The sequence below is a fragment of the Micromonospora sp. C95 genome (genome assembly GCF_018070465.1).
In the GTDB taxonomy this organism is placed as follows: domain Bacteria; phylum Actinomycetota; class Actinomycetes; order Mycobacteriales; family Micromonosporaceae; genus Micromonospora.
In genome coordinates, this window is sequence record NZ_JAGPXT010000043.1 from 13,439 (window position 1) to 38,105 (window position 24,667).

Genomic DNA, 24,667 nt, shown 5'->3' on the forward strand with positions numbered 1-24,667 from the left:
CGCATCTCGCGGTATCCCCGTCGAGGGATACCGCGAGATGCCGTAGTGCGGGGCTACCGGTCGCGCCGGTCGCGTCAGAAGAAGCGGCGGCGCTTGGCCTGCTGCGGGCGGATCAGGTCGGCGCCCTTGTTGAGCAGTCGGGTGGCCCGGTTGGGGCCACGTCGAGACTCCAGCGTGTGGCTGAGTTTCCGGGCTCCGGCGGCGGCGACCGGTACCGCGATGGCCATCACCGCCCACTGCCCGATGCGCTTGCGGATCATATGGGTTCACCTCCGTCAGTGGCTGCTGCCAGAGGTCATACCCAGCGTGGCCGCCCGCTATGCGCTCAGGTGGCCGGCACCACCCGCGGCTCGGGTGGCCGGGCCACGGCACCTCAGGTGGTGGGGGCCACCGGATTGGGCAGCGCGCCACCGAACCGGCGGTCACGCTTGGCGTACAGCTCGCAGGCGTACCACAGATGGCGGCGGTCGAAGTCGGGCCAGAGCGTGTCCAGGAAGATCAGTTCGGCGTAGGCGCTCTGCCAGAGCAGGAAGTTCGAGGTCCGCTGCTCGCCGGAGGGCCGCAGGAACAGATCCACCTCGGGCACCTCGGGGTGGTAGAGGTACCGCCCGACCGTCTTCTCGGTGACCTTTGCCGGATCGAGCCGGCCGGCGGCCACGTCCCGGGCGATCGCGGCGGCCGCGTCGGCGATCTCCGCCTGCCCGCCGTAGTTCACGCAGAACTGCAGGGTCAACGTCGAGTTGCCGCGGGACATCTCCTCGGCGGTCTGCAACTCGCTGATGACGCTCTTCCACAGCCGCCCGGCCCGACCGGACCACACCACCCGCACCCCGAGGTCGACCAGTTGATCCCGGCGGCGGCGGATGACGTCCCGGTTGAAGCCCATCAGGAACCGCACCTCGTCCGGCGAGCGCCGCCAGTTCTCGGTGGAGAAGGCGTACGCCGACAGGTACGGAATACCCAGCTCGATGGCGCCCTCGACGGTGTCGAAGAGGGAGAACTCCCCCGCCTCGTGGCCCTTGGTGCGGGGCAGGCCGCGCTCCTTGGCCCACCGACCGTTGCCGTCCATCACCACGGCGACGTGGCGGGGCACCGCCCCGGCTGGCAGCGCCGGCGGTCGGGCTCCCGACGGGTGCGGTGTCGGCGGCACCGGCTCGCGCCGCCCGGCCCTGGACGATCGGATCACTCGGTTCTCTCCCTGCTCACGTCCTGTGACGCCCGGTCGGGCGGCAACACCGCACCGGCGGGGGCGACCGTGCCGACGTCGCCGGTAGGTCGCCGCGCGCCGGGTGCGGACGGCAGCCCACCCCGGTCCACCAGCGGCAGCGAGCGTAGCGCGCGTTCCAGGTGCCACTGCAGGTGCGCCGCGACCAGGCCGCTGCACTCCCGGCGTACCCCGTTCTCGGTGGCATCGGCGACCCGCCAGTCACCGACGGTGAGCGCCGACATCAGGTCGATGGTGGCCGGGGCCGGGTGGGCGGCTCCCGGTGGTCGGCAGTCCGGGCAGACCGCTCCGCCGGCCGGCACCGAGAAGGCCCGGTGCCGGCCGGGCGTGCCGCAGACCGCACAGGCGGTCAACGCCGGTGCCCAGCCCGCCAGCGCCATCCCGCGCAGCAGGTACGCGTCGAGCACCAGCGTGGTGGCGTGCTCGCCGTCGGCGAGGGCGCGCAGCGCGCCCAGGGTGAGCTGGAACAGCCGCAGCGACGGTTCCCGTTCGACCGGGGTGAGCCGCTCGGCGGTCTCGGCGATCGCGCTGGCCGCGGTGTAACGGGGATAGTCGCCCAGGAACCGTTTGCCGTACAGGTCGATCCCCTCGACCTGGCTGACGGTGTGCAGCGAACTGCCCTGCTCTCCCTTGGGATCACCGGCCAGTTGCAGATCGACGTGCCCGAAGGGCTCCAGCCGGGCACCGAACTTCGACATGGTCCGGCGTACCCCCCGGGCGACCGCGCGCAGCCGGCCGTGCCGCCGGGTGAGCAGGGTGATGATCCGGTCGGACTCGCCGAGTTTCTGCACACGCAGCACCACCGCGTCGTCGCGGTAGAGCTGTCGGCGGTACCCGGCCATCGCGCCATTCTCCCCTCCGGCCGGAAATCAGGTCCGACCCCGGGTCGGAATTCAGGGTCCGCTCCGGGTCGCCGGGGCGACGAACCCGGATGCGCGCCCGGTCGCGCCGGTCGTAGCGTGCTCGGCATGGCTTCGCACCGCACCAGCGCCGTCTCCCGGCCCACCGCCGCCGATCGGCCCACCGCAACGCGGCGATCCACCGCGCGGCGCGGGCGCACCGGGCGCCGCACCGCCCTGGCGGTCGCCGCGACCACCGCCCTCATCGTCCTGGTCGGGTGCGACAACCTGTCGTACCGGCGGCTGGACTTCGACACCACCGAGTCCGCCCGGATCACCGCGATCCAGGTGCTGCCCGGTGCCGGCGACGTGGTGGTCCGGGCCGACGGCGGGGCGGACGGGGTGCGCGTCAAGCGCGTGGTGCGCTACCAGGGTGCCGAGCCGGACGCGACGTACGAGATCAAGGGCGCGGAGCTGGTGCTGGACACCTCCTGCGGCCACCGGTGCAGCGTCTCCTACGAGGTGACGGTCGGCGAGGGGGTGAGCGTACGAGGTGAGACCGGGTCCGGAAACGTCGACCTGAGCCGGGTCGGCCAGGTGGATCTCAAGGTCGGCTCCGGCGACGTGCGGGTGGCCGCGGCAACCGACGCGGTACGGGTGGAGACCGGCTCCGGAAACGTCGAGGTGTCCGACGTGAGCGCCCCCGTCGTGATGCGGGCCTCCTCGGGCGACGTGACGGGCAGCCGCCTCGGCGGCAGGGTGGACGCGGAGGCCAAGTCCGGCAACGTCACCCTCGAACTGGACAAGCCCGCCTCCGCGCGGGCGCACGCGTCGAGCGGCAACGTCGAGCTGAACGTGCCGGAGGGCGCGTACCAGGTCCGGTCGAGGGCCGGCTCCGGTCAGATCGAGCTGGGCGTGACGCACGACCCGTCCGCCGCGGCAGTGCTCGACCTGCGCACCGGCAGCGGCAACATCACCGTCACCTTGCGATGACCTCCCCGTCCCGGCCCCGCTGTTGCGGGACCGGTGCCGCCGGCCCGGCGCTCGGCTCGTGATCCTCGCCGGTGCGCGACTCCGCGTGCCGGCGGACGGGGCGCGACGCCGGGCGACGGCCACCCGGCACCAGCTCGGGCGGGCGCTGCGCCGCGACGTCCTCGACCCAACCCACCAGCGCCGTCACCAGGCCGACCAGCAGGAAGACCAGGGCCACCCGGATCGCCAGGCCCAGCAGATCCTGATGTGACCAGCCGACCAGGTCGACCAGCGGAGTGAGTGCGACCACGAACGCCATGTGCCACAGGTAGACCGTCAACGCCCGCCGGTTCAGCACGGTGACCGCCCGGCCGACCAGCGCGCTGCGGTCCACCCAGGCCGCGGTCGCCGGTGCCCGGCCCAGCGCCACCAGGATGAACGCCGCCGACCAGAGCGCGTTGCCGAGCGGGATGTCGTTGAGGTCGTAGCCGCGCGGCCCCTGGTGGATCAGGACCCAGGCGCCGCCCACCGCCGCCAGCGCGAACGCGGTCGGCACCAGGATCCAGACGCTCAGGCGGCGCAGCATCCCGCTCTGGTGGGCGAAACCCAGCAGCCACGCCCCGAAGTAGAGCCCGAAATGGCGCAGCGCGACCGGTGGGTTCTGATAGATACCCAGCTCGATGACCAGCAGCAGGCAGTACGGGGCGAGCAGGGTGGGTAGCGGGAACCGGCGGAACAGCCACAGCGCGACCGGGGAGGCGAGCACGAACCACAGGTAGTCACGCAGGTACCAGATCGGGCTCAGCGCCAGCGCGCCCCAGTAGTTCGCCGGCGGGTCGACCACCGGGAAGAGCCAGAGCAGCACCGCCGGGGTGAACGGCAACCCGGTGAGCAGCATCGCCGGCACGAAGATCACAGCGACCACCCACAGTGACGGCAGCAGCCGCCGCAGTCGCCGGCCGACCGCCGTCGGTCCGGACCGCACCAGGGAAGCCGCCATCAACGAACCGGCGAGCGCGAACATCACCGACATCGCCGGGAACACCAGCGTAAGCGATCCCCAGCCGGTGACGTGGTAGACGACCACCCGCACGATGGCCAGAGCGCGCAGCAGGTCCAGGTATCTGTTTCGCATCAGCCTGCATCTGTCTCGGGGGGCGCGGAGGCGGTTTCCTATCTACCCTCCGTCGTCCGCCGACGAAACAGCCAGCTACCCACCGCGATCGTGAAAATCCCCATAAGCCTGACCGGTCCCGATCATCCGATCCAAGGCAGGTCGTCCGATTGACCCGGGTACCGCAGGGTCGGCTCAGAACCCGAGCTTGCGCAACTGCTTGGGGTCGCGCTGCCAGTCCTTGGCCACCCGTACGTGCAGATCGAGGTAGACCTTCGTACCCAGGAGCTCCTCGATCTGCCGCCGCGCGGCGGTGCCGACACCCTTGAGCCGCGCACCCCGATGCCCGATGACGATCGCCTTCTGGCTGGGCCGCTCCACGTACACGTCGGCGTAGATCTTCGTCAGCCGGCCCTCCGGGAGCATCTCCTCCACCACCACGGCGATCGAGTGCGGCAACTCGTCCCGGACGCCCTCCAGCGCGGCCTCCCGGATCAGCTCCGCCACCAGCACCTGCTCCGGATCGTCGGTGAGCATGTCGTCCGGGTACAGCTGCGGCGACTCGGGCAGGTACCGCGTCATCACCTCGACCAGGGTGTCCACCTGGTGCCCGGAGACCGCGCTGACCGGCACGACCTCCGCGAAATCCCCAAGCTCACTGACGGCCAGCAGTTGCTCGGCGAGCCGCCTGCGATCGACCAGGTCGGTCTTGGTGACCACCGCCAGCACGGTCGCCTTCAGCTCGGCCAACTCACCGGTGATGAACCGATCGCCCCGGCCGATCGGCTCGTCGGCCGGGATGCAGAGGCCGATCACGTCGACCTCGCTCCAGGTCTGCCGGACCAGATCGTTGAGCCGCTCGCCCAGCAATGTGCGGGGACGGTGCAGCCCCGGGGTGTCGACCAGCACGAGCTGCGAATCGGGCCGGTGCAGTACCGCCCGGATCACGTGCCGGGTGGTCTGCGGCTTGTTCGACGTGATCGCGATCTTCTGCCCGACGATGGCGTTCGTCAACGTGGACTTGCCGGCATTGGGCCGACCAACGAAACACGCGAAACCCGCCCGGTAGGAGCGGTCGCCCCGTTCACTCACTCGGTCACCGTGCCGAGCACCGTGCCGTCCGGCCCGGCCAGGTGCACCGGCGCGTCGGCGGCCAGGTCGCGCACCGCCGCGTAGCCGGCACCGTCGAGCGTGGACGCCTCGGTCACCACCACCGCGGCCTCCAGCCGGGTGGCACCCGCCGCGGCCGCCGAGGCGACCGCCAGTTGCAGCGCGGTGATGGTCAGCGAGGGCAGCGACACGCTGGCCGCCGCGTACGTCCGGCCGTCCTGGTCCCGGACGGCGGCGCCCTCCACGGCGCTTACCCGTCCCCGGGCCCCCCGGGCGAGGACGACCAGCTTGCCGTCCTCGGTGCTCAGCTCGGAACCGGTGGACCGGGCGGCCGGTACGGCGGATGACTCAGGCATCGGCGGGCTGCCTCTCCTCGGATCGGTCGGTGTCGGAGCGGGCCACGGTCGGCGTCCCGCCCGGATCGTTCTGCGTGTCGGTCGGCTCCACCCGGCGCACCAGCACCGTGTCGATCCGGTTACGGCGACCGGTGGTGCCCTCGGCGACCAGCCGCAGGCCGGCCACCTCGACCTGCGCGCCCGGGATCGGCACCCGCCCCAGGGCCTGGGCGAGCAGACCCCCGACCGTCTCCACCTCGTCGTGCGGCAACTCGGTGTCGAACAGTTCGCCGAGATCCTCCACCGGCAGCCGGGCGGTGACCCGCACCGCGCCGTCGGGCAACTGCTCGACCGGTGGGCGCTCGACGTCGTACTCGTCGGTGATCTCCCCGACGATCTCCTCGAGGATGTCCTCGATGGTGACCAGGCCGCCGGTGCCGCCGTACTCGTCGACCACGATGACCAGGTGGTTACGGGCGGCCTGCATCTCCGACAGCAGGTCGTCGACGGGCTTGGACTCGGGTACGAAGGTCGCCGGCCGCATCAGCTCGGCCACCGGCAACTGATGATCCTCGGCGGCCCCGCCCTGGGTACGCCGGATCAGATCCTTGAGGTAGAGGATGCCGAGCACGTCGTCGACGCTCTCGCCGATCACCGGGATCCGGGAAAAGCCGGAGCGCAGGAACAGCGCGAGCGCCTGGGACAGATTCTTGCCCGACTCGATCCACACCATCTCGGTACGCGGCACCATCACCTCGCGGGCGATGGTGTCACCGAGCGCGAAGACCGAATGGATCATCTGCCGCTCGCCATGCTCCACCACGCCCCGCTGCTCGGCCAGGTCGACCAGCTCCCGCAGCTCGACCTGGGTGGCGAACGGCCCCTCCCGGAAGCCCCGACCCGGCGTGACCGCGTTACCGATCAGAATCAGCAGGGACGCCAGCGGGTTGAGCACCCGACCCAGCCAGCGCACCAATGGTGCCGCCGAGCGGCCCACCGCGTAGGCGTGCTGCCGGCCGAGGGTGCGCGGGCCGACGCCGACCACGACGAAGCTGACCACGGTCATCGCCCCGGCGGTGACCAGCGCCGCCCGCCAGCCCGCACCGAAGGTGTCCACCGCCACCAGCGCCACCAGCGTGGTGGCGGTCAGCTCGGCGAGCAGCCGGAGCAGCAGCAACAGATTGAGGTGCCGGACCACGTCACCGGCGACCGTCTGGAGGGTACGCGCGCCCCGGAGCCCCTCGCGGGCCAGTTCGGCCGCGCGGGCCGGTGAGACCGCGGCCAGGGCGGCCTCGGTCATCGCGATCAGGCCGGCGAGCACCACCAGCCCGGCAGCGAACACGAGCAGTTGCAGGTCGGGTAGGCCGGTGGCGGACGCGGCCAGCGCAGTGTCCATCACCGGGAGCGGGCCGACCGCCAGCTCGCCAGCAACCGGGCCTGGAGCCCGAACATCTCCCGCTCCTCCTCCGGCTCCGCGTGGTCGTAGCCGAGCAGGTGCAGGACACCGTGCACGGTGAGCAGGTGCAACTCGTCGGCGGTGCGGTGCCCGGCGGTCGCGGCCTGCTTCGCCGCCACCTCCGGGCAGAGCACGATGTCGCCGAGCAGCGCCGGCTCACCACCGGCGGCGGCGCTCTCACCCGGCCCGTGGTCGACGCTGCCCTCGTCCATGGGAAAGGCCAGCACGTCGGTCGGACCGTCGCCGCCCATCCAGCGATGGTTCAGCTCGGTCATGTAGTCCACGTCGACAAGCAACACGGACAGCTCGGCGAGCGGGTTGACCCCCATCTCGTCGAGCGCGTGCCGGGCGACGGCGAGCACGGCGTCGGTGTCGACCTCGGCACCGGACTCGTTGGCGATCTCGATGGACAACTGTCTTCCCTCGGTCTAGCGGCGCCGGCCGCCGCGGTTACCCTGGGCGCTCCGCCCGGCCACCGCGTGCACGCCCTGTGCCTGCTGGTTCTCGGCGTCCCACCGCGCGTACGCGTCGACGATCTCCCCGACCAGTCGGTGACGTACCACGTCGGCGCTGGACAGTTGCGCGAAGTGCACGTCCTCGACACCTTCCAGGATGTCCCGGACGACCCGCAGCCCGCTCGTCGTACCGCCGGGCAGGTCGACCTGGGTGACGTCGCCGGTGACCACGATCTTGGAGCCGAAGCCGAGCCGGGTGAGGAACATCTTCATCTGCTCGGGCGTGGTGTTCTGCGCCTCGTCGAGAATGATGAACGCGTCATTGAGCGTGTTGTGCGTGACCAGGAAGTCATCGGTGACATACAGCGAATCTTCCGCGGCCACCTGGATGCACATCGTCTCCTGGACACCAGCGGGGACGATCGAGTCGATGAAACGCATCGGTCGGCCGCCGCCGCACTCCTCGTACCGCTGGCGCTTACGCGCCAACCGGAACGGCGCTACGCCCTCCGGCAAGCGGATCTCCACCGTGTAGGCGTCCGACCGGTACCCGACCGGTCGGCCGTTGGCCAGACCAGGCGTGCGGCCCTCGGCCACTCGAACACGCCACGTTGCCACGCCACCGAGCGACTGGACCAGGTGGACGACATCGTCGCGCAGTCGGGGCGAGGTCGTCGAGTACTGCACCCGGCAGGTACGTCCCGCCTGGACCACCGGCCCGCCGTCGGTGTCCAGCAGCCCCTGCAGGACGGCCAGTCGGACATCGACGCTGTTCTGGAGATATACGGACGGCACGAACTTGGTGCCCGACTTCGTTCCGGCCAGACCCAGCTCACGGAGCGCGACAGTCACCGGGTTCGCGACGATCACCCCGCCCCGGTGCCCCTTGGTGTGCCGGAGTACGTAGTCGTAGTCGCTCTTGCGGTGCAGCTCGATGTCGGCGAGGTTGTCCTCGATCGCCCGGGCGAACTCAGGGTCCGCGGTGGTGAATCCCGGCGTCGTGCGGCACGAGATCGACCCGTCACCGAGCAGCAGTCCGAGGACGTACGGATCGAGCGGAATGTCCTGCGGCTCCAGCTGGACCGGAGCCACCACCGGCAGTTCGTAACGGCGGATGTACCCCCGCCGCTCCTGCCCGATCATCTCCTGGGTCTCCAGCGTGCGGCGGCGACCGCGCCGCTTGTCCTCGGGCGTGGCGACCGTCCAGAGGTGCTCACCGCAGCACAGGGTGGAGGCCCCGTCCTGCGTGGTCACCCGGTAGACCTGCTTGGGCCCCTGTGGGTAGATCCCGATCACCGGGGTCGGCATGCCGTTCGAGCCGATCACCAGGTCGCCGACCTGGAGTGAGCCGAACCGCTTGAAGCCTTCCGGCGTCAGGACGCGCGCGTCGTACGGCTGCGCCCGGCCCCTCATATATGCCAGGGGGGCGACCTCGATCGTGCCGGCGGCCATCAGCTTCGGGATGGTCTCCGGGTCGAGCATGTCGTGCAGGGCGTCGTAGAGCGGGCGCAGGTAGGGGTCGATCTTCTCGTTGAGCGTGCCGGGCAGAAACCCGAGTCGCTCACCGGCCTCGACCGCCGGCCGGGTAAGGATGATCCGGTTGATCTGCTTGGCCTGCAACGACTGCACGGCCTTGGCCATGGCGAGGTAGGTCTTGCCGGTACCCGCCGGGCCGATGCCGAAGACGATCGTGTGCCCGTCGATCGCGTCGACGTAGCGCTTCTGCCCCAGCGTCTTGGGACGGATGGTGCGCCCACGCCGGGAGAGGATGTTGAGGGTCAGGACCTCGGCGGGCCGCTCCGCGCCACCCTGTTCGAGCATGCCGACGGTACGCCGGACGGCATCGGTGGTCAGGGTCTCGCCCTTCTCGATGAGTTCGAGCAGCTCGCTGAAGAGCCGTTCGGCGAGGGCGTTGTCGGCGGGAGCGCCGGTGATGGTGATCTCGTTGCCACGCACGTGCACGTCACTGTTCACCGAGCGCTCGACCAGTCGCAGGATCTCGTCACCCGCGCCGAGCAGGTTGACCATGATCTTGGAATCGGGGACCGTGATCCTGGTCTGCACCCGGGGCGGGCCGGGAGGTGGGGTGCCGGTCATAGGTCGGGCCCGTGGGCCCTGCGCCACCTGCTCTCGATCTCGATGCCGGGCTCGTGGCACGGCGTGCGGACGTTGCCACCATCGTATCGGGTCAACGGCGCGGACACGCTGCCCATTTCCACCGCTTCGACGCCCCGGCGGGACCGCACCAAACGGCACATTCCGCCCGAGCCGAGCGTCCGGTCACTCGCGGAAGTCGAAACCGTCGAAGGTCTCCTGGTCGCGGGTGAACCGGTAGGTCGCCCAGTGCATCCGGACCACCACGCCGGCCGCGTCCCGGGTGAGCCGGAGCAGCTCGCCGTTCTCCCGGCCGGAGACGGTACGCAGCACGTCCGGCTGGTCCGGCACCGGGGCGAACACCGCTGGCGGCTTTCCCGGCGGGTCACCGGCACCACGGGCCCGCAGGGCCCCCTCGTGCCAGGAGAAGACGTACTCGAAGCCCTCACCCCACCAGCGGCCGAGCAGCCCGCGCACGTCCGGCGGCGCCGGGTCACCCGGACGCCACGGGTCGATGTCGGCCGGATCGTGCTCGACCGCGGCGGCGAGCAGCCGGTGCGGCAACTCCAGCAGCTCGACGGCGGTGCCGGAGGAGCCCAGCACGGCGGCACCGAACGCCGCCGGGGTGCCCTCGCCACCGCGGCGGCCGTACGCCCCGGCGAGGAAGCCGGGCATCGCCCCGTCGTGCCCGACGTGTACCACCCGCTCCCCCTGCGGCACCAGGATCAGGCCGAGACCGAACCCGCCGGCCCACACCGCCTCGTCGGTGACCGTCACCGGCCAGCGCATCTCGTCCAGCGTGGCCGCCGCGAGCACCCGACCCGCCGCGTCCAACGCCGCCGGGTCGGCCAGGAAGGCGGCCCACCGGGCCATGTCGGTCGCGGTGCTCCACAGTTGCGCGGCGGGACCCACCGCGCCGAAGTCGGTTGGGGGTTCAGGATGCGCTTCGTCGGAGTACGCGTCGACCAGGAACCCGGTCGCGGCGCGTGGTCCCGGGGCGACCGTGGTGGCGGTCAGCCCGAGCGGGGTCAGCACCCGCTCGGTCAGCACCTCGGCCCAGCTGCCGCCGCGTACCTGCCCGACCAGGCGGCCGAGCAGCGCCACGCCGAGATTCGAGTAGTGGTAGCGGCGTCCGGTCGGCAGCACCCGCTCGGCCCGGGCCAGTTCGGCGATCAGCTGGTCGGCGTCCGGTGCGCGCAACGTGTCCCAGACGTCGCCGTACGGTTCCCGTTGCAGGCCGGCGGTGTGCGACAGCAGCCGGCGTACGGTCAGCTCACCGTGCGCCGGCAGGTCGAGGTGCCGCCGCAGCGGGTCGTCGAGGTCGAGCAGCCCGTCGTCGCGGCACTGCATGACGAGTACGGCGGTGAACGTCTTGGTCACCGAGCCGATCCGGAACCTCGTCTGTGCATCCAAGGCCGTGTCGTTTCCGGTGCCGCCGGCGGTGCACGTCCACAGCGGCCGGTCGGCGCGGTGCACCGCCGCCGAGACCGCCGGCACCCGGGCCTGCGCCTGGACCTGGCGCACCATCCGGTCCAGGCGACCGGCGGCGGAGGTGTGGCCGGCGGCGGAGGTCATCCGAGGCCCCGCGCCAGCATCGGGCCGAGTGGTGCGCCGCCGAGCACGTGCGCGTGCACGTGGAAGACCTCCTGGCCGCCGTACGCCCCGGTGTTGAACATCAGCCGGAACCCGTCGCCGAGCAGGCCCTCGTCCTCGGCCACCGCGGCGGCCGTGGCCAGCACCTCGCCGGCCAGCGCCGGATCACCCTGACCGAGCGTGGCCACGTCCGCGTAGTGCTCCTTCGGCACGACGAGCACGTGCACCGGCGCCTTCGGATCGACGTCGCGAAAGGCGAGCGTGGTGGGCGTCTCGCGGACCACGGTGGCCGGAATCGCGCCGGCGACGATGCGGCAGAACAGACAGTCGCTTCCCATCGGGGCAGTGTAGGAGAAGAATTCCTCGGCGCCGGTGGCGCGCCGCTCACCAGCGCAGCAGGCGGGTGGCGAGGACCGCCAGGGCGGCCACGCCCGCGGTGGAGGTGCGCAGCACCGACGGGCCGAGCCGCACCGGCCGGGCACCGGCTTCCTGGAAGGCCGACAGCTCGGCCGGGGTGATGCCGCCCTCCGGGCCCACCACCAGCACGATCTCGCCGCGCTCGGGCAGCTCGACGGTGGTGAGTCGGTCGGTCGCCTCCTCGTGCAGCACGTACCCGCCCGCCGCCCCGGCGATCCGGCGGGTCACCGACGCGGTGCTCTCGTCCGGCGCCCCCGCCACCACCGGCAGCCACGCCCGCCGGGCCTGCTTCGTCGCCTCCCGGGTGGTGGCGAGCCACCTGCCACGGGCCCGTACGCCCCGGTCGCCGCGCCACTGCACCACCGAGCGGCCCGCCGCCCAGGGGACTATCTCGTCGACGCCCGCCTCGGTCATCGCCTGCACGGCCAGTTCGCCCCGGTCGCCCTTGGCGATGCCCTGGACGACCACGAGCCGGGGGTTCGCCGCGTCGACGTACCCCCGGTCGGTCAGGTCGAGGTCGAGGGTGCCCCGGCCGACGGCGGTGACCACGGCGGTGGCCGTGCCGCCCCGGCCGTCGGCGAGCAGCACCTGCTCGCCGACGCGCAGCCGCTGCACGGTGGCGGCGTGGTGGCCCTCGGCGCCGTCCAGCACCATCGAGGCGGCGGTGGGCAGCGACTCGACCAGGAACAGCGGGGCGGACACGTCAGGCGTGGCCGTTGAAGGCGTCGCGCATCCGGGAGAAGAAGCCGCCCTGCTTGGTCAGCTCGGCGACCTCCTCACCACGGGTCTTGGCAAAATCGCGGAGCATCCGCTCCTGGTCGGCGTCGAGCTTGGTGGGGGTGCGCACGTCCAGGTGGACGTAGAGGTCACCCCGCCCGGCGCCGCGCAGGTGCGGTACGCCCCGAGCCCGCAGCCGCAGGGTGCTGCCCGGCTGGGTGCCCGGCTTGACGTCGACCGGTTCCTCGCTGTCGAGCGCCTTGATGGTCAGCCGGGTGCCGAGTGCCGCGGCGGTCATCGGCACGGTGACCCGGCAGTGCAGGTCGTCGCCCTTGCGGGAGAAGACGTCGTGCGGCCGTTCGTGGATCTCCACGTAGAGGTCACCGGCGGTGCCGCCGCCCGGGCCGACCTCGCCCTGCTGGGCCAGGCGGATCCGCATGCCGTCCTCCACCCCGGCGGGGATCTTGACGGTCAGCGACCGGCGGGTGCGGACCCGGCCGTCACCGGCGCAGGTCGGGCAGGGCTGCGGGATGGTGGTGCCGTAGCCCTGGCAGACGGTGCAGGGCCGGGCGGAGACCACCTGGCCGAGGAAGGTGCGCTGCACCGACTGCACCTCGCCGCGCCCGCCGCACGCCTCGCAGGTGGCCAGGTGGGTGCCGGCGGCGGTGCCGGCACCGGAGCAGGTGGTGCAGAGCACGGCGGTGTCGACGGTGATCGGCGCCTCGACGCCGAAGGCCGTCTCCTGAAGGTCCAGCTCCAGTCGCAGGATCGCGTCGGCCCCGGGGCGGGTACGCGGACGTGGTCCCCGCCCGGCACCGGTGGCACCACCGAAGAAGGCGTCCATGATGTCCTGGAACCCGACGAAGGGTCCGGCCCCGCCGGGGCCGCCCGGACCGCCGGGCCCGCCCCCGCCGGGTGCCAGCGGATCCCCGCCCAGGTCGACGATCTGCCGTTTCCGATCGTCCGAGAGAACCTCGTACGCGGCGTTGATGTCCTTGAACTTCTCCTGTGCCTCCGGGTCCGGATTCACGTCCGGATGGAACTGGCGCGCCAGCTTGCGGTAGGCGCGCTTGATCTCGTCATCGGAGGCACCCTTGCTCACGCCGAGAATGCCGTAGTAGTCCCTGGCCACTGCGTTCCGTGTCCTCGTGTTCGTCTCGAGTTACGCCGTTCGGCGGCGGCAGCCTGCCGTCGGCCCTGACTTGTCAGTTCTGGGCCAGCAGCTCGCCCACGTAGCGTGCCACGGCCCTCACCGTGGCGATGGTTCCGGGGTAGTCCATCCGGGTCGGTCCGAGCACGCCCATCCCCCCGACGATTGTCGCGCCCGGGCCGTACCCGGTGCTGACCACGGAGGCCGCCCGCAGGTTGTCGTACTCGTTCTCGTCGCCGATGCGCACCCGCAGTGTGCTCGGTTCCACCTCGCCGATGAGCTTGAGCAGCACGACCTCCTCCTCAAGTGCTTCGAGGATCGGACGTAACGAACCCTGGAAGTCGAGCAGGCCGCCCCGGGCGAGGTTCGCGGTGCCGGCCAGCGCGAGCCTTTCCTCGTGCCGTTCGACGAGCGTTTCCAGCAGCACCGTGGACAGGGTGGTCATCGCCGAACGCAGGTGCGGCGCGCAGTCGTCGATGAGGGTCTGCACCAGCGGCGGGGTCTCCGACAGGCGGACACCTACCAGTTTCTCGTTCGCCAGCCGGCGCAGGTCCAGCACGTCGTCGGCGAGGACCGGTGCGGGCAGCTCGACCAGCCGCTGCTCGACCCGGCCGGTGTCGGCGATCATCACAAGCATCAGCCGGGTGGTGGAGATCGGCACAAGTTCCAGGTGACGCACCCGGGACCGGGCCAGGCTCGGGTACTGCACGACGGCGACCTGCCGGGTCAGCTGCGCCAGCAGCCGCACCGTGCGGTGCACCACGTCGTCGAGATCCACGGCGCCGGCCAGGAAGCGCTCGATCGCCCGGCGTTCGGCCGGGCTGAGCGGCTTGACCCGGCTCAACCGGTCGACGAAGAGTCGGTAGCCACGGTCGGTGGGCACCCGCCCCGCGCTGGTGTGCGGTTGGCGGATGTAGCCCTCCTCCTCCAGCACGGCCATGTCGTTGCGAACCGTGGCCGGCGAGACACCGAGTTGGTGCCGCTCGACGAGCGACTTGCTGCCGACCGGCTCCTGGGTGGCCACGTAGTCCTCGACGATCGCCCGGAGCACGGCGAGCTTCCGGTCGTCCAGACCCATCCTTGCCACCTCCTGTCGCAGGTCAGCTCGCGGCGTCACGACCGCCAGAGGAACACTCTGGCACTCGACTGTAGCGAGTGCCAGTCTACGTCGGCGCCCCCGTACACGCGATGATCAAGTCAGCACCGGCGTCATTGAGCCGATCGGCGGGTTGACACTCGCCGGTGTCGCTCTGGTGCGCCGTTGCCGCTGGCACCTACCGTGGCCTCCATGACTGAACCACCTCGTCCCCCGGACTCCGGCGACGAACCCACGACACCACTGTCCGGTTCGCCTGGCCAGGGCGGCTATCCCCCGCCCGGCGGCTATCCACCCCCCACCGGCGACCAGCCGCCGCCGGCCGGCTACCCCCCGCCCGGCGGTTATCCGCCGCCGGGAGCACCCGGTGTCGGCTACCCGACCGGCGGCTACGCCAACAACGAGGACAAGACCTGGGTGCTGATCGCCCACTTCGGCGGCCCCCTCGGCGTGGTCGTCGGTGGCGGGCTCTTCGGCTGGGTGGCCCCGCTGATCGCGATGATGACCCGTGGGCAGCAGTCGCCGATCGCCCGGGCGCACTCGGTGGCGGCGCTGAACTTCCAGCTCACCTGGGCCATCGTCGGGGTGCTGAGCTGGGTGCTCACCGCGATCACCTGCGGCATCCTGTTCTTCGTCCCGATGCTCGTCTGGATCGTGCCGGTGATCTTCGGCATCATCGGCGGGGTCAAGGCCAACGACGGGACGCTCTACCGCTACCCGATGAGCTACTCGTTCGTGAAGCGCTGACCGCGCCGGCCGGTCTGATGACGGGGATCAGGGCAGCAGGTCGCGGACCACGGCGTCGGCGAGCAACCGGCCGCGCAGGGTGAGCACGGCGCGGCCAGCGGCGTGGGCGGGCTGGTCGAGCAGACCCTCGGCCAGTGCCCTGGCCGCGCCCACCCGCCCGGCGTCGGTCAACACGTCGAGCGGCAGGCCGGTGGCCAGCCGCAACCGGAGCATGACCTCCTCCATGTGCGCCTCGTCGCCGGAGAGCACCTCCCGGGCCTGCCCGGGAGACTCCCCGGCGGCGAGGCGTTTCGCGTACGCGGCGGGATGTTTGACGTTCCACCAGCGCACTCCGCCGACGTGGCTGTGCGCCCCGGGCCCGAGGCCCCACCAGTCCCCGCCGGACCAGTAGAGCAGGTTGTGCCGGCAGCGGGCGTCCGGCGTGCGGGCCCAGTTGGAGACCTCGTACCAGGAGAAGCCGGCCGCGCCGAGGGCGGCCTCGGCGGCCAGGTACCGGTCCGCGGCCACGTCCTCGTCCGGGTACGGCAGCTCGCCCCGGCGCATCCGGGCGGCCAGCCGGGTGCCGTCCTCGACGATCAGGGCGTACGCGCTGACGTGGTCCACGCCCGCGGCCACCACCTGGTCCAGCGAGGCGGCGAAGTCCTCGGCCCGCTCCCCCGGCGTGCCGTAGATCAGGTCGAGATTGACGTGGTCGAAGCCGGCGTCGCGGGCCTCCAGGGCGGCGGCGGTGGCCCGGCCGGCGCTGTGCCGGCGGTCCAGCACGGCGAGCACCCCGGGCGCGGCCGACTGCATGCCGAGCGAGATCCGGGTGTACCCGGTCGCGCGCAGCTCCTTCAGCGAGGTGGGCGTCACCGACTCCGGGTTCGCCTCGGTGGTCACCTCCGCGTCGGCGGCCAGTCCCCAGGTCCGGTCGATCGCGTCGAGGATCCGGGCCAGGTCGTCGGCGGGCAACAGGGTGGGGGTGCCACCACCGACGAAGACCGTCTCCACCCGGGGCGGCGGAGCGTCGCCCAGCACCCGGGCGGCGAGTGCCAGCTCCGCCAGTACGACGTCGGCGTAACCCTCCCGACTCGCGCCGCCGCCCAGTTCGTCGGCGGTGTACGTGTTGAAGTCGCAGTAGCCGCACCGGCTCGCGCAGAAGGGCACGTGCACATAGACCCCGAAACCCCGGGCGCCCACGGACGCGCGGGCGGACGCGGGCAGCGACCCGTCGGCGGGGACGGGATCGCCTGCTGGAAGGACGCCGGGCATGGCCACTAGTGTGCCCTGGCATGACCTCTCCCGACGCGCTCGTGCGGGTCGCCACGGCCCACGGGGTGACCACGCTCACGCTGGACAGTCCGCACAACCGCAACGCGCTCTCCACGCCGCTGATGACCGAACTGCTGGCGGGCCTGGCCGCGGCGGTCGCCGACGACGCGGTCCGGGTGATCGTGCTCGACCACACCGGGCCGGTCTTCTGCTCCGGCGCCGACCTGAAGGAGACCGCGGCGGCGTACGCCAGCGGCACGGTGCCCGCCGGAATGCTTGGTGACGTGCTCGCGGCGGTCCGGGAGTGCCCGAAGCCGGTGCTGGCGAGGGTCGCCGGCCCGGCTCGGGCCGGCGGCCTGGGCCTGATCGCGGCGGCCGACCTGGCGGTCTGCGCGGCCGAGGCCACGTTCGCCTTCACCGAGGTGCGGATCGGGGTGATCCCCGCGGTGATCTCCGCGACGGTGCTGCCCCGCCTGACGACCCGGGCGGCGGCCGAGCTGTACCTGACCGGCGACACCTTCGACGGCCGGCGAGCGGCCGAGATCGGCCTGGTCACCGCCGCGGTGCCGGCCGAGGAACTGGACGCCGCGGTGCGGCGGTACTGCGACTCGCTGGTACGTGGCGCCCCGGCGGCGCTGGCCGGCGCAAAGCGACTGCTGCGCCGTCCGGCCGCCGTCGACCTGCGCGCCGACCTGGCCGAACTGGCCGAGCTGTCCACCGGATACTTCCTGTCGGCCGACGGGGTCGAGGGGGTCACCGCGTTCCGGGAGAAGCGGGCACCGCGCTGGGTGGCGGAACTCGGCAGGTGAGGTACGGCCGGGACGGGGAACCTCGCGTTGCGCGTGCGTGGCGCGCGGGGGCGGAACCGGTCGGACGACCCGTACGGGTCGATGCGGGACGTACGCTTGGCGGACCTTGACACAGGAGGTGCGGGTGCGAACTCGGGCTGCCGCGACGGGCTTCGTGGTCCTCGTCCTGATCGCCGTGATCGGGATCATCGTGGTGCTGAGGCAGGCCGGTGACGGGCTACGGCTGCCGCTGGCCGGCCGGGCCTGCACGGTGCAGGCCGACGGCCAGGTGACGCTCGACTCGCAGCAGATGGCGAACGCGGCGACCATCGCGGCGATCGGCGTGCAGCGCAAGATGCCCGAGCGGGCGGTGGTGGTGGCGCTGGCCACCGCGTACCAGGAGTCCGGGCTGCGCAACCTGACCGGCGGCGACCGCGATTCCGTGGGGCTGTTCCAGCAGCGACCGAGCCAGGGTTGGGGCACGCCGACCCAGATCCGCGACCCCCGGTACGCGGCGCGGAAGTTCTACGCGGCCCTGAAGAAGGTACGCGGCTGGCAGGACATGCGGGTCACCGACGCGGCGCAGAAGGTGCAGCGCTCGGCCTTCCCGGAGGCGTACGAGAAGTGGGCCGACGAGTCGCAGGTGCTCACCCGGGCGCTGCTCGGTCACGCCACCACGGCGGTCAGCTGCTCCGTGGGCGGTGATCCGGTGCTGCGCGGTGCCGCCGCCATCGCCGCCCTGACCGAGGGACTGTCGCTCGACTGGGGCCTGGTGGCCTTCACCTCCGACGGTGACCGGCAGGCGGGCCGGGGCTACTTCAGCTCCGCCGTCGACAGCTTCGGCAACCCGACCCTGCTGATGGTGGGGATCAACGACTTCGAGCGGAGCCCGGCCGGCAGCCTCACGACCTCCGCCGAGGGCGTGCGGGCCGGCTGGCGGTACACGCACTGGCTGGTCTCCCACGCGAAGGAGCACGGGGTGAAGAGGGTGGTCTACGACGGCCGGGAGTGGACCGCCAAGCGCGGCGACTGGAAGCGCTTGCCGGACAGCGACCGGGGGGACACCCAGGTTCTCGCCGAGGTCCACGCGGACGTCTGAGCGATTCCGATCTCCTTACCCGCAGTCACCGCAAAAACCGGCAAATGGCCATGTAAGGCTGCGTCTCGCCACGTTGGGTGACGTGCGGTAGTCGAGCAACCGCCATCAGTCGCCATGCCCGTGGAAAGGTCGCGGGGTGCCCCACGGGCCGTCCGGACGCGCGTTACGATCGGCGGCCTGTGCCAGAAATGGTTTCACCTCTGGGGAGGGGTACGACGTGGCGTTCGACTACGGCGACCGGACCGGCTACGAACCGATCAGTGACGTCGACCGCAAGGAGTTTCACGAGCAGGGCTTTCTCCTGCTGCGCAACGTCCTGACCGAGGACCACCGGGCCGCTCTCGAGGCCGCGGTCGACCGGGTGTACGAGGAGGAGAAGGCCAAGGGCAACACCACCAAGGACGGCACCCTGCACCTGCTGGGTTTCCTTGAGCGTGACGAGCTCTTCGGCGAGCTGCTCACCCACCCGATCGCGTTTCCCTACATGTGGGGCCTGGCGGGCTGGAACATCTACACCCACCACAACCACCTCGACGTGACGCCGCCGGCGTTGGAGCCCGAGAAGCCGTACTGGGGTTGGCACCAGGACGGGTACCGGCAGAACTCCGACCCGGAGACGATGGACCCGAACCTGCCGCGCCCGATGTTCTCGCTGAAGGTCGCCTACGTGCTCTCCGACCTGTCGGAGAACGGCCGGGGTGCGACGAAGGTGATTCCCGGCAGCCACCTGTGGAACTCGCTGCCCCGCCCGACGGATCTGAGCGTGCACAACCCGGACCCGGAGGGCACCGTCGAGATCACCGCCAACCCGGGTGACGCCTTCATCTTCGACCGCCGCCAGTGGCACTCCCGGTCGACGAACCTGTCGAACATCACCCGCAAGATGCTGTTCGTCGGCTACACCTACCGGTGGATCCGTCCGCTCGACGAGCTGCACCCCGACAAGGACGGCGAGTGGTACCGCAACCGCACGCCGGTGCAGCGCCAGCTGCTCGGTGAGGGCACCCACACGGCCAACTACTGGGGCATCAACTGGGACGGCTACATCGACGACGAGATCCCGCTGCGCAAGGAGCTCAAGCAGCGCGGTCTGCTCAACCGCAACATCCCCTGGCTCCGCTGACCGGAGGCGTGACGACAGGCCCCGTGGCCACGCCTGGACGTGACCGCGGGGCCTGTCGTGTCATCTCCGGGCGGACCGGCCGGTCGGTCAGCCGGCCGGCTCGCCGACACGGCGACGCACCTTCTCCCGGATCGGCTCGGGCAGGTCGTCGGCCGCCAGCAGCCTGGGCAGCAAGGACGGCTCCAGGCTGAGCGCGCGGAACACCTCGCCGAGGGTCACCCCGTGCGCCGGCCGGTGCACGATCTCGATCGGATCGCCGGCGCCCACCGCGCCCTCGCGGAGCACCCGCAGGTACGCACCGGGGGTCGCCCGCGCGGTGAACCGCTTGATCAGATCCGGTACGCCCCAGAAGCCGGCAAAGGTCCGGCACGGCGTGCGTGGCATGGTCACCTGGAGCAGCGCCTCGCCGACGGCCCACTGCTCGCCGATCACCGCGCCGGTCACGTCGACCGCGTACGTGGTGAGGTTCTCGCCGAAGCCACCGGGGCGGATGGTCCGCCCGAGGTCGGCCTCCCACCAGGCCGCGTCCTCCCCCGCGTATGCGTAGACGGCCTGGTCCGGGCCACCGTGGTGGGCCCGTTCGCCGATGAAGTCGCCGGCCACCCCGTCGACCTGGAAAAGCACCGGCGCGTCGGCCGGCCGCTTGTCGATGCCGCTGCGCCCGCTCGCCGCACCGGCCCATGCCGCCTCGGTCACGATCCCGACGTTCACCGATGCCACCCTGCCCGTCATGATCACATTCTACGGGGAACGGCCCCGGTGCGCCGCCCTCGCCCACCGTCGGACGGGTTCAGGTCGCTCCGCCTCTGGGCGTACGCAGACGAAAGGCGCCCGACCTCGACGGTCGGGCGCCTTTCGACAGGTTCAGCGGTTACCGGTGGGTGACACCCCGGCGGTTGCGGCCCACCCCGGCGACCAGCGCCACCGCGACGGCGGCCAGCAGCACCTGAAGCATCAGCTCCCGCCAGTCGATGCCGGCGGTCTCGGCGAAGCCGGACGCACGGGCGATCACGGTGCCGAGCAGCGCGGCACCGACACCGATGAGCATGTGCAGCCAGATCGGCATGTTCTGACGGCCCGGTACCACCAGTCGGCCAAGCGCACCGACGATCAGACCAACGATCAGGGCGGTGATGATGCCCCAGACGGTGAGCTCCATGATCGCTCTCCTTCACGAAAGACGTTCAACGTTTGTGGTGTTCCTGTGGTGACCGCCTAATGCCCGACCTACGAAGATCCCAAACCGCCTTTTCTGGCCGAGAGGTCGCGGCCGCCCCGAAAGATCGCACCGCCCCGAAAGACCGCGCCACGGGCCGCACGCGGACGGGCGCCCGGCCGAGATGGCCGAGCGCCCGTCGAGATGGCTGCGCCTACCTGCGCCGCCGCACGATCACTTCTTTCCGCTGCCCTTGCCGTCGGAGTCGGAGGAGAGCGCGGCGATGAACGCCTCCTGCGGGACCTCCACCCGGCCCACCATCTTCATCCGCTTCTTGCCCTCCTTCTGCTTCTCCAGCAGCTTGCGCTTCCGGCTGATGTCACCGCCGTAGCACTTGGCGAGCACGTCCTTGCGGATGGCGCGGATCGTCTCCCGGGCGATCACCCGGCTGCCGATGGCCGCCTGGATCGGCACCTCGAACTGCTGGCGCGGGATGAGGTTGCGCAGCTTCGCCGCGATGGTGGTGCCGTAGGTGTACGCCTTCTCCTTGTGCACGATCGCGCTGAACGCGTCCACCGGCTCGCCGTGCAGCAGGATGTCGACCTTGACCAGGTCGGACGCCTGCTCGCCGGAGGGCTCGTAGTCAAGCGACGCATAGCCCTTGGTACGGCTCTTCAACTGGTCGAAGAAGTCGAAGATGATCTCGGCGAGGGGCAGCGTGTAGCGCAGTTCCACCCGGTCGGCGGAGAGGTAGTCCATGCCCAGCAGGCTGCCGCGCCGGCCCTGACACAGCTCCATCACCGCGCCGACGTAGTCGTTCGGGGTGAGCACCGTGGCCCGCACCGTCGGCTCGTACACCTCGGCGATCTTGCCGGTCGGGTACTCGCTGGGGTTGGTGACCACGACCTCCTCGCCGTCCTCCTGGATGGCCCGGTAGACCACGTTCGGCGCGGTCGAGATCAGGTCGAGGTTGAACTCCCGCTCCAGCCGCTCCCGGATGATCTCCAGGTGCAGCAGGCCGAGGAAGCCGCAGCGGAACCCGAAGCCGAGCGCACCGGAGGTCTCCGGCTCGTAGGTCAACGCGGCGTCGTTGAGCTTGAGCTTGTCCAGCGCGTCCCGCAGCGCGGGGTAGTCCGAACCGTCGATCGGATACAGGCCCGAGTAGACCATCGGCTTCGGATCCTTGTAGCCGCCGAGAGCATCGGCGGCCGGCCGGTTGTTGATGGTGACGGTGTCACCGACCCGGGACTGACGGACGTCCTTCACCCCGGTGATCAGGTAGCCGACCTCGCCGACGCCGAGCGCCTCGGCCTTCACCATCTCCGGCGAGATGACCCCGATCTCCAGCAGTTCGTGCACCGCGCCGGTGGACATCATCTTGATCCGGTCCCGGGCGCTGATCCGCCCGTCGACCACCCGCACGTAGGTGACCACGCCCCGGTAGACGTCGTACACCGAGTCGAAGATCATGGCGCGGGCCGGGGCGTCGGCGTCGCCGACCGGCGGGGTGAACTGCCGGACGATCTCGTCCAGCAGGTACGGCACACCCTCGCCGGTCTTGCCGGAGACCCTGATGCAGTCCGCCGGGTCGCCACCGATCAGGTGGGCCAGTTCCTCGGCGTACTTCTCCGGCTGGGCGGCCGGCAGGTCGATCTTGTTGAGCACCGGGATGACGTGCAGGTCGTTCTCGAGCGCGAGGTAGAGGTTCGCCAGCGTCTGCGCCTCGATGCCCTGGGCCGCGTCGACAAGCAGGATCGCGCCCTCGCAGGCCGCCAGCGACCGGGACACCTCGTAGGTGAAGTCGACGTGACCGGGCGTGTCGATCATGTTGAGCACGGCCTGCTCGCCAGCCCGCTCGCCCTCGGCGATGGTCCACGGCATCCGGACCGCCTGGCTCTTGATGGTGATGCCGCGTTCGCGCTCGATGTCCATCCGGTCGAGGTACTGCGCGCGCATCTGCCGCGGGTCGACCACGCCGGTGAGCTGCAACATCCGGTCGGCCAGGGTCGACTTTCCATGGTCGATGTGAGCGATGATGCAGAAGTTCCTGATCCGCGCCGGGTCGGTGGCACCAGGAGCGTTCGCGCCGGGATCGAGCGTCGGTGGCACAGCGGTCCGTTCTGGTCGGCTGACGTGAGCGGGCCGGCACGCGCCGGCCCCCTCTATGCTCCCACGTCCCCGGCGGGCATCGGCCGGGCGTCCGTCACTCCTGCGGTGGCTCGACGAAGAGGGTGGCGAGTCGGGGCAGCCGGCGGCGGGCCTCCTCCTCGTCGTCGAAGTCCCAGAAGTCGTTCAGGTCGGGCTGCGGCGGCGCCGTACGCTCCCCCGGCAGGTCGTTCGCGGTCGCCTTCCGGTGCGCGTCCCACGGCACCGCGAGCATGTCCGCGCACTCGAACTCCTCGCCGCTGAGCGAGGCGGACCGGATCTGCGGTAGATCGGCCAGCGAATCCGGGTCAGCGACCGCCCGGGCGAACACCTCCCGTCCCTGGGTCATCAGCCAACCACGGAAGTACTCGAATCCGTCGTCGGAGGCGCCACCGTTGATCAGGTAAGCGGCGCCCCACAGATCGACCCGATAGGAGGCGGCGAGGACCCGTTCCTGGTGGTGGGCGTACCCGACGATCTCCTCGGGGTCACGGGCGGCGAGCAGCGCGACGGCCCGGGCGGCGATGGCGTCCGGCTCTCCACCGCCGGTGCGGGCGCGGTCGATCAACTGCCAGAAGTCGTCGGTCCTCATGGTCCGGCAGTCTGGCAGACGCCACCCCGGGTGCCCGGATCCGCGCCGGTGGTCGCCGCCCGACCGGCCACCGGGCAGCATGGTCGGGTGACCTTCGCCTCCCCGCCCGCCGTGCCGTACCACGCCACCGCCCAGCGGCCCGAGTGGTCGGACCTGCCGACGCGGGTGCGGGCCGCAGTGGCCACCAGGCTGGGCGCCCCGGTGGTCCAGGCCCGGACCGCCGGTGCCGGCTTCACGCGCGGCTTCGCCGCGCTGCTGCGCACCGCCGCCGGGCACGCCGCGTTCGTCAAGGCCGCACCCCACGCCGAGCAACCGCACCTGGTCGACTGGTACGCCCGCGAGGCCGCGATCCTCGCCCGGCTGCCGGCCGGGCTGCCGGTGCCCCGCCCGCGCTGGACGTTGTCGGAGGCCGGCTGGTTCGTTCTTGGCCTCGACGCCGTCGACGGCCACACCCCCCGGCTGCCCTGGAACCAGGGGGAACTGACCGCCACCCTCAGCGCCTTCACCGACGTCGCCGAGGCGCTCGCCGAGCCATCGGCCGAGTTGACCGCCCTCGGCCTGCCCCACCTCGCCGACCTGGCCCGCGAGGACATTCTCTGGTGGGGCGAGGTCGTCGCCGGCCGGGAACCGGTGCCGCCGCTGCCCGCCCCGGCCCGGGGACGGCTGGCCGAGTTGGTGGCGCTGGAGTCGCACCTGCCCGGGTACGCCGCCGCCGCGACCGGGCTGACCCACGGCGACCTACGGGTCGACAACGTGCTCGTCGACAGCACCGGCTCGGTCTGGTTCTGCGACTGGCCGTGGCTGTGCCACGGGCCGGCCTGGTTCGACCTGGTCACCCTGCTGATCACCGGGTACGCCAGCGGGCTGGACGTCGATTCGCTGTTCGCCGCCCACCCGGCCGCCGCCGACGCGCCCGACGACGCGCTGGACGTCACGCTGGCCGCCCTGGCCGGCTACCACCTCACCGCCGCGACATCGGCACCACCGACCGCGTCGGCTCACCTACCGGCGCACCAGCGGTGGACCGGCCAACAGGCCCTCGCCTGGCTGTCCCACCGCCAAGGCTGGACCTAACCACCCCCGCCCCCGCCCCACCTGCCCCCCCCACACCGTTGATCATGAGGTTAGCGGCAGTTTGAAGATCAACAATTGGGCTAACCTCATGATCAACCAGGGCGGGTGGGGGGTAGGGC

At 71.5% G+C, this 24,667-nt stretch carries 24 protein-coding genes and 3 pseudogenes; 6 read left to right on the forward strand and 21 right to left on the reverse strand.

Features of this window, described 5'->3' with window-relative positions:
* Window positions 1-74: 74 nt before the first annotated feature.
* The 3 genes from KBX00_RS27800 to recO all read right to left on the reverse strand — a co-directional run bounded on the left by KBX00_RS27800 (window position 75) and on the right by recO (window position 2,067).
* Complete coding sequence (locus tag KBX00_RS27800) at window positions 75-260, reverse strand: hypothetical protein (protein ID WP_093407489.1); 186 nt, start codon at window positions 258-260, stop codon at window positions 75-77.
* 113 nt (window positions 261-373) lie between these two features.
* Window positions 374-1,150 (reverse strand): isoprenyl transferase, encoded by a 777-nt coding sequence (locus KBX00_RS27805; RefSeq protein WP_210831037.1) that lies wholly within the window; start codon window positions 1,148-1,150, stop codon window positions 374-376.
* A 32-nt stretch (window positions 1,151-1,182) separates the two neighbouring features.
* Complete coding sequence (recO, locus tag KBX00_RS27810; RefSeq protein ID WP_301548749.1) at window positions 1,183-2,067, reverse strand: DNA repair protein RecO; 885 nt, start codon at window positions 2,065-2,067, stop codon at window positions 1,183-1,185.
* A gap of 126 nt (window positions 2,068-2,193) precedes the next feature.
* Here recO and KBX00_RS27815 point away from each other — a divergent pair, with 126 nt between their 5' ends.
* The gene (locus KBX00_RS27815; protein ID WP_210831017.1) at window positions 2,194-3,057 is read left to right on the forward strand and encodes a DUF4097 family beta strand repeat-containing protein; all 864 of its coding nucleotides are present in this window, start codon (window positions 2,194-2,196) and stop codon (window positions 3,055-3,057) included.
* Here KBX00_RS27815 and KBX00_RS27820 read toward each other — a convergent pair.
* The 13 genes and pseudogenes from KBX00_RS27820 to hrcA all read right to left on the reverse strand — a co-directional run bounded on the left by KBX00_RS27820 (window position 3,044) and on the right by hrcA (window position 14,555).
* The gene (locus tag KBX00_RS27820; RefSeq protein ID WP_210831018.1) at window positions 3,044-4,171 is read right to left on the reverse strand and encodes an acyltransferase; all 1,128 of its coding nucleotides are present in this window, start codon (window positions 4,169-4,171) and stop codon (window positions 3,044-3,046) included. The genes KBX00_RS27815 and KBX00_RS27820 overlap by 14 nt on opposite strands.
* Window positions 4,172-4,345: 174 nt before the next feature.
* A complete protein-coding gene (gene era, locus KBX00_RS27825; protein ID WP_210831019.1) occupies window positions 4,346-5,242 on the reverse strand; it encodes a GTPase Era in 897 nt (298 codons plus the stop codon).
* Entirely contained in the window at window positions 5,239-5,616 is a 378-nt protein-coding gene (locus KBX00_RS27830) for a cytidine deaminase (RefSeq protein WP_210831020.1), read from the reverse strand. Before KBX00_RS27830 ends, era begins: the two co-directional genes overlap by 4 nt.
* Entirely contained in the window at window positions 5,609-6,991 is a 1,383-nt protein-coding gene (locus KBX00_RS27835; protein ID WP_374225382.1) for a hemolysin family protein, read from the reverse strand. Before KBX00_RS27835 ends, KBX00_RS27830 begins: the two co-directional genes overlap by 8 nt.
* Window positions 6,991-7,464, reverse strand: coding sequence for an rRNA maturation RNase YbeY (ybeY, locus tag KBX00_RS27840; protein ID WP_203996152.1), 474 nt, complete (start codon window positions 7,462-7,464; stop codon window positions 6,991-6,993). Before ybeY ends, KBX00_RS27835 begins: the two co-directional genes overlap by 1 nt.
* A gap of 15 nt (window positions 7,465-7,479) precedes the next feature.
* A pseudogene (locus tag KBX00_RS29520) lies at window positions 7,480-7,836 on the reverse strand (PhoH family protein); the annotation flags it as partial.
* A gap of 270 nt (window positions 7,837-8,106) precedes the next feature.
* A pseudogene (locus tag KBX00_RS29525) lies at window positions 8,107-8,814 on the reverse strand (LAGLIDADG family homing endonuclease); the annotation flags it as partial.
* A gap of 42 nt (window positions 8,815-8,856) precedes the next feature.
* Window positions 8,857-9,603, reverse strand: a pseudogene (locus tag KBX00_RS29530) (PhoH family protein); the annotation flags it as partial.
* 183 nt (window positions 9,604-9,786) lie between these two features.
* The gene (locus tag KBX00_RS27850; RefSeq protein WP_210831022.1) at window positions 9,787-11,175 is read right to left on the reverse strand and encodes a serine hydrolase; all 1,389 of its coding nucleotides are present in this window, start codon (window positions 11,173-11,175) and stop codon (window positions 9,787-9,789) included.
* Window positions 11,172-11,531 carry a histidine triad nucleotide-binding protein gene (locus tag KBX00_RS27855; RefSeq protein WP_210831023.1) on the reverse strand — a complete coding sequence of 120 codons (360 nt, stop codon included), beginning with the start codon at window positions 11,529-11,531 and terminating at the stop codon, window positions 11,172-11,174. The genes KBX00_RS27850 and KBX00_RS27855 overlap by 4 nt, the downstream gene beginning before the upstream one ends.
* 46 nt (window positions 11,532-11,577) lie before the next feature.
* Entirely contained in the window at window positions 11,578-12,312 is a 735-nt protein-coding gene (locus tag KBX00_RS27860; RefSeq protein ID WP_210831024.1) for a 16S rRNA (uracil(1498)-N(3))-methyltransferase, read from the reverse strand.
* Between the two features lies 1 nt (window position 12,313).
* Window positions 12,314-13,459 (reverse strand): molecular chaperone DnaJ, encoded by a 1,146-nt coding sequence (gene dnaJ, locus KBX00_RS27865; protein ID WP_210831025.1) that lies wholly within the window; start codon window positions 13,457-13,459, stop codon window positions 12,314-12,316.
* A 73-nt stretch (window positions 13,460-13,532) separates the two neighbouring features.
* Window positions 13,533-14,555: a heat-inducible transcriptional repressor HrcA gene (gene hrcA / locus KBX00_RS27870; RefSeq protein WP_210831026.1), complete on the reverse strand. Its 1,023-nt coding sequence runs from the start codon at window positions 14,553-14,555 to the stop codon at window positions 13,533-13,535.
* A 210-nt stretch (window positions 14,556-14,765) separates the two neighbouring features.
* On the opposite strand from hrcA, the gene KBX00_RS27875 reads away from it, so the two are divergent.
* Entirely contained in the window at window positions 14,766-15,320 is a 555-nt protein-coding gene (locus tag KBX00_RS27875) for a DUF4870 domain-containing protein (RefSeq protein ID WP_210831027.1), read from the forward strand.
* Between the two features lie 27 nt (window positions 15,321-15,347).
* Here the strand turns inward: KBX00_RS27875 and hemW are convergent, their stop codons facing one another.
* Window positions 15,348-16,571: a radical SAM family heme chaperone HemW gene (gene hemW / locus KBX00_RS27880; protein WP_210831028.1), complete on the reverse strand. Its 1,224-nt coding sequence runs from the start codon at window positions 16,569-16,571 to the stop codon at window positions 15,348-15,350.
* Between the two features lie 20 nt (window positions 16,572-16,591).
* Between hemW and KBX00_RS27885 the strand changes: the two genes are divergently transcribed.
* From KBX00_RS27885 to KBX00_RS27895, 3 genes are all read left to right on the forward strand, one after another.
* A complete protein-coding gene (locus tag KBX00_RS27885) occupies window positions 16,592-17,380 on the forward strand; it encodes an enoyl-CoA hydratase-related protein (RefSeq protein WP_210831029.1) in 789 nt (262 codons plus the stop codon).
* 118 nt (window positions 17,381-17,498) lie between these two features.
* The gene (locus KBX00_RS27890; protein WP_210831039.1) at window positions 17,499-18,458 is read left to right on the forward strand and encodes a hypothetical protein; all 960 of its coding nucleotides are present in this window, start codon (window positions 17,499-17,501) and stop codon (window positions 18,456-18,458) included.
* A 217-nt stretch (window positions 18,459-18,675) separates the two neighbouring features.
* A complete protein-coding gene (locus KBX00_RS27895; protein WP_210831030.1) occupies window positions 18,676-19,581 on the forward strand; it encodes a phytanoyl-CoA dioxygenase family protein in 906 nt (301 codons plus the stop codon).
* Window positions 19,582-19,668: 87 nt separating this feature from the next.
* On the opposite strand, the gene KBX00_RS27900 is transcribed toward KBX00_RS27895, so the two are convergent.
* From KBX00_RS27900 to KBX00_RS27915, 4 genes are all read right to left on the reverse strand, one after another.
* Window positions 19,669-20,313 (reverse strand): MOSC domain-containing protein, encoded by a 645-nt coding sequence (locus KBX00_RS27900; protein WP_210831031.1) that lies wholly within the window; start codon window positions 20,311-20,313, stop codon window positions 19,669-19,671.
* A gap of 139 nt (window positions 20,314-20,452) precedes the next feature.
* Complete coding sequence (locus KBX00_RS27905) at window positions 20,453-20,740, reverse strand: GlsB/YeaQ/YmgE family stress response membrane protein (RefSeq protein WP_093407532.1); 288 nt, start codon at window positions 20,738-20,740, stop codon at window positions 20,453-20,455.
* A 231-nt stretch (window positions 20,741-20,971) separates the two neighbouring features.
* Window positions 20,972-22,846: a translation elongation factor 4 gene (gene lepA, locus KBX00_RS27910; protein ID WP_210831032.1), complete on the reverse strand. Its 1,875-nt coding sequence runs from the start codon at window positions 22,844-22,846 to the stop codon at window positions 20,972-20,974.
* A gap of 94 nt (window positions 22,847-22,940) precedes the next feature.
* On the reverse strand, window positions 22,941-23,474 hold the full coding sequence (locus KBX00_RS27915) for a DUF4240 domain-containing protein (protein ID WP_210831033.1): 534 nt from the start codon (window positions 23,472-23,474) through the stop codon (window positions 22,941-22,943).
* A gap of 87 nt (window positions 23,475-23,561) precedes the next feature.
* On the opposite strand from KBX00_RS27915, the gene KBX00_RS27920 reads away from it, so the two are divergent.
* Complete coding sequence (locus tag KBX00_RS27920) at window positions 23,562-24,548, forward strand: phosphotransferase (protein ID WP_307869096.1); 987 nt, start codon at window positions 23,562-23,564, stop codon at window positions 24,546-24,548.
* Window positions 24,549-24,667: the final 119 nt, after the last annotated feature.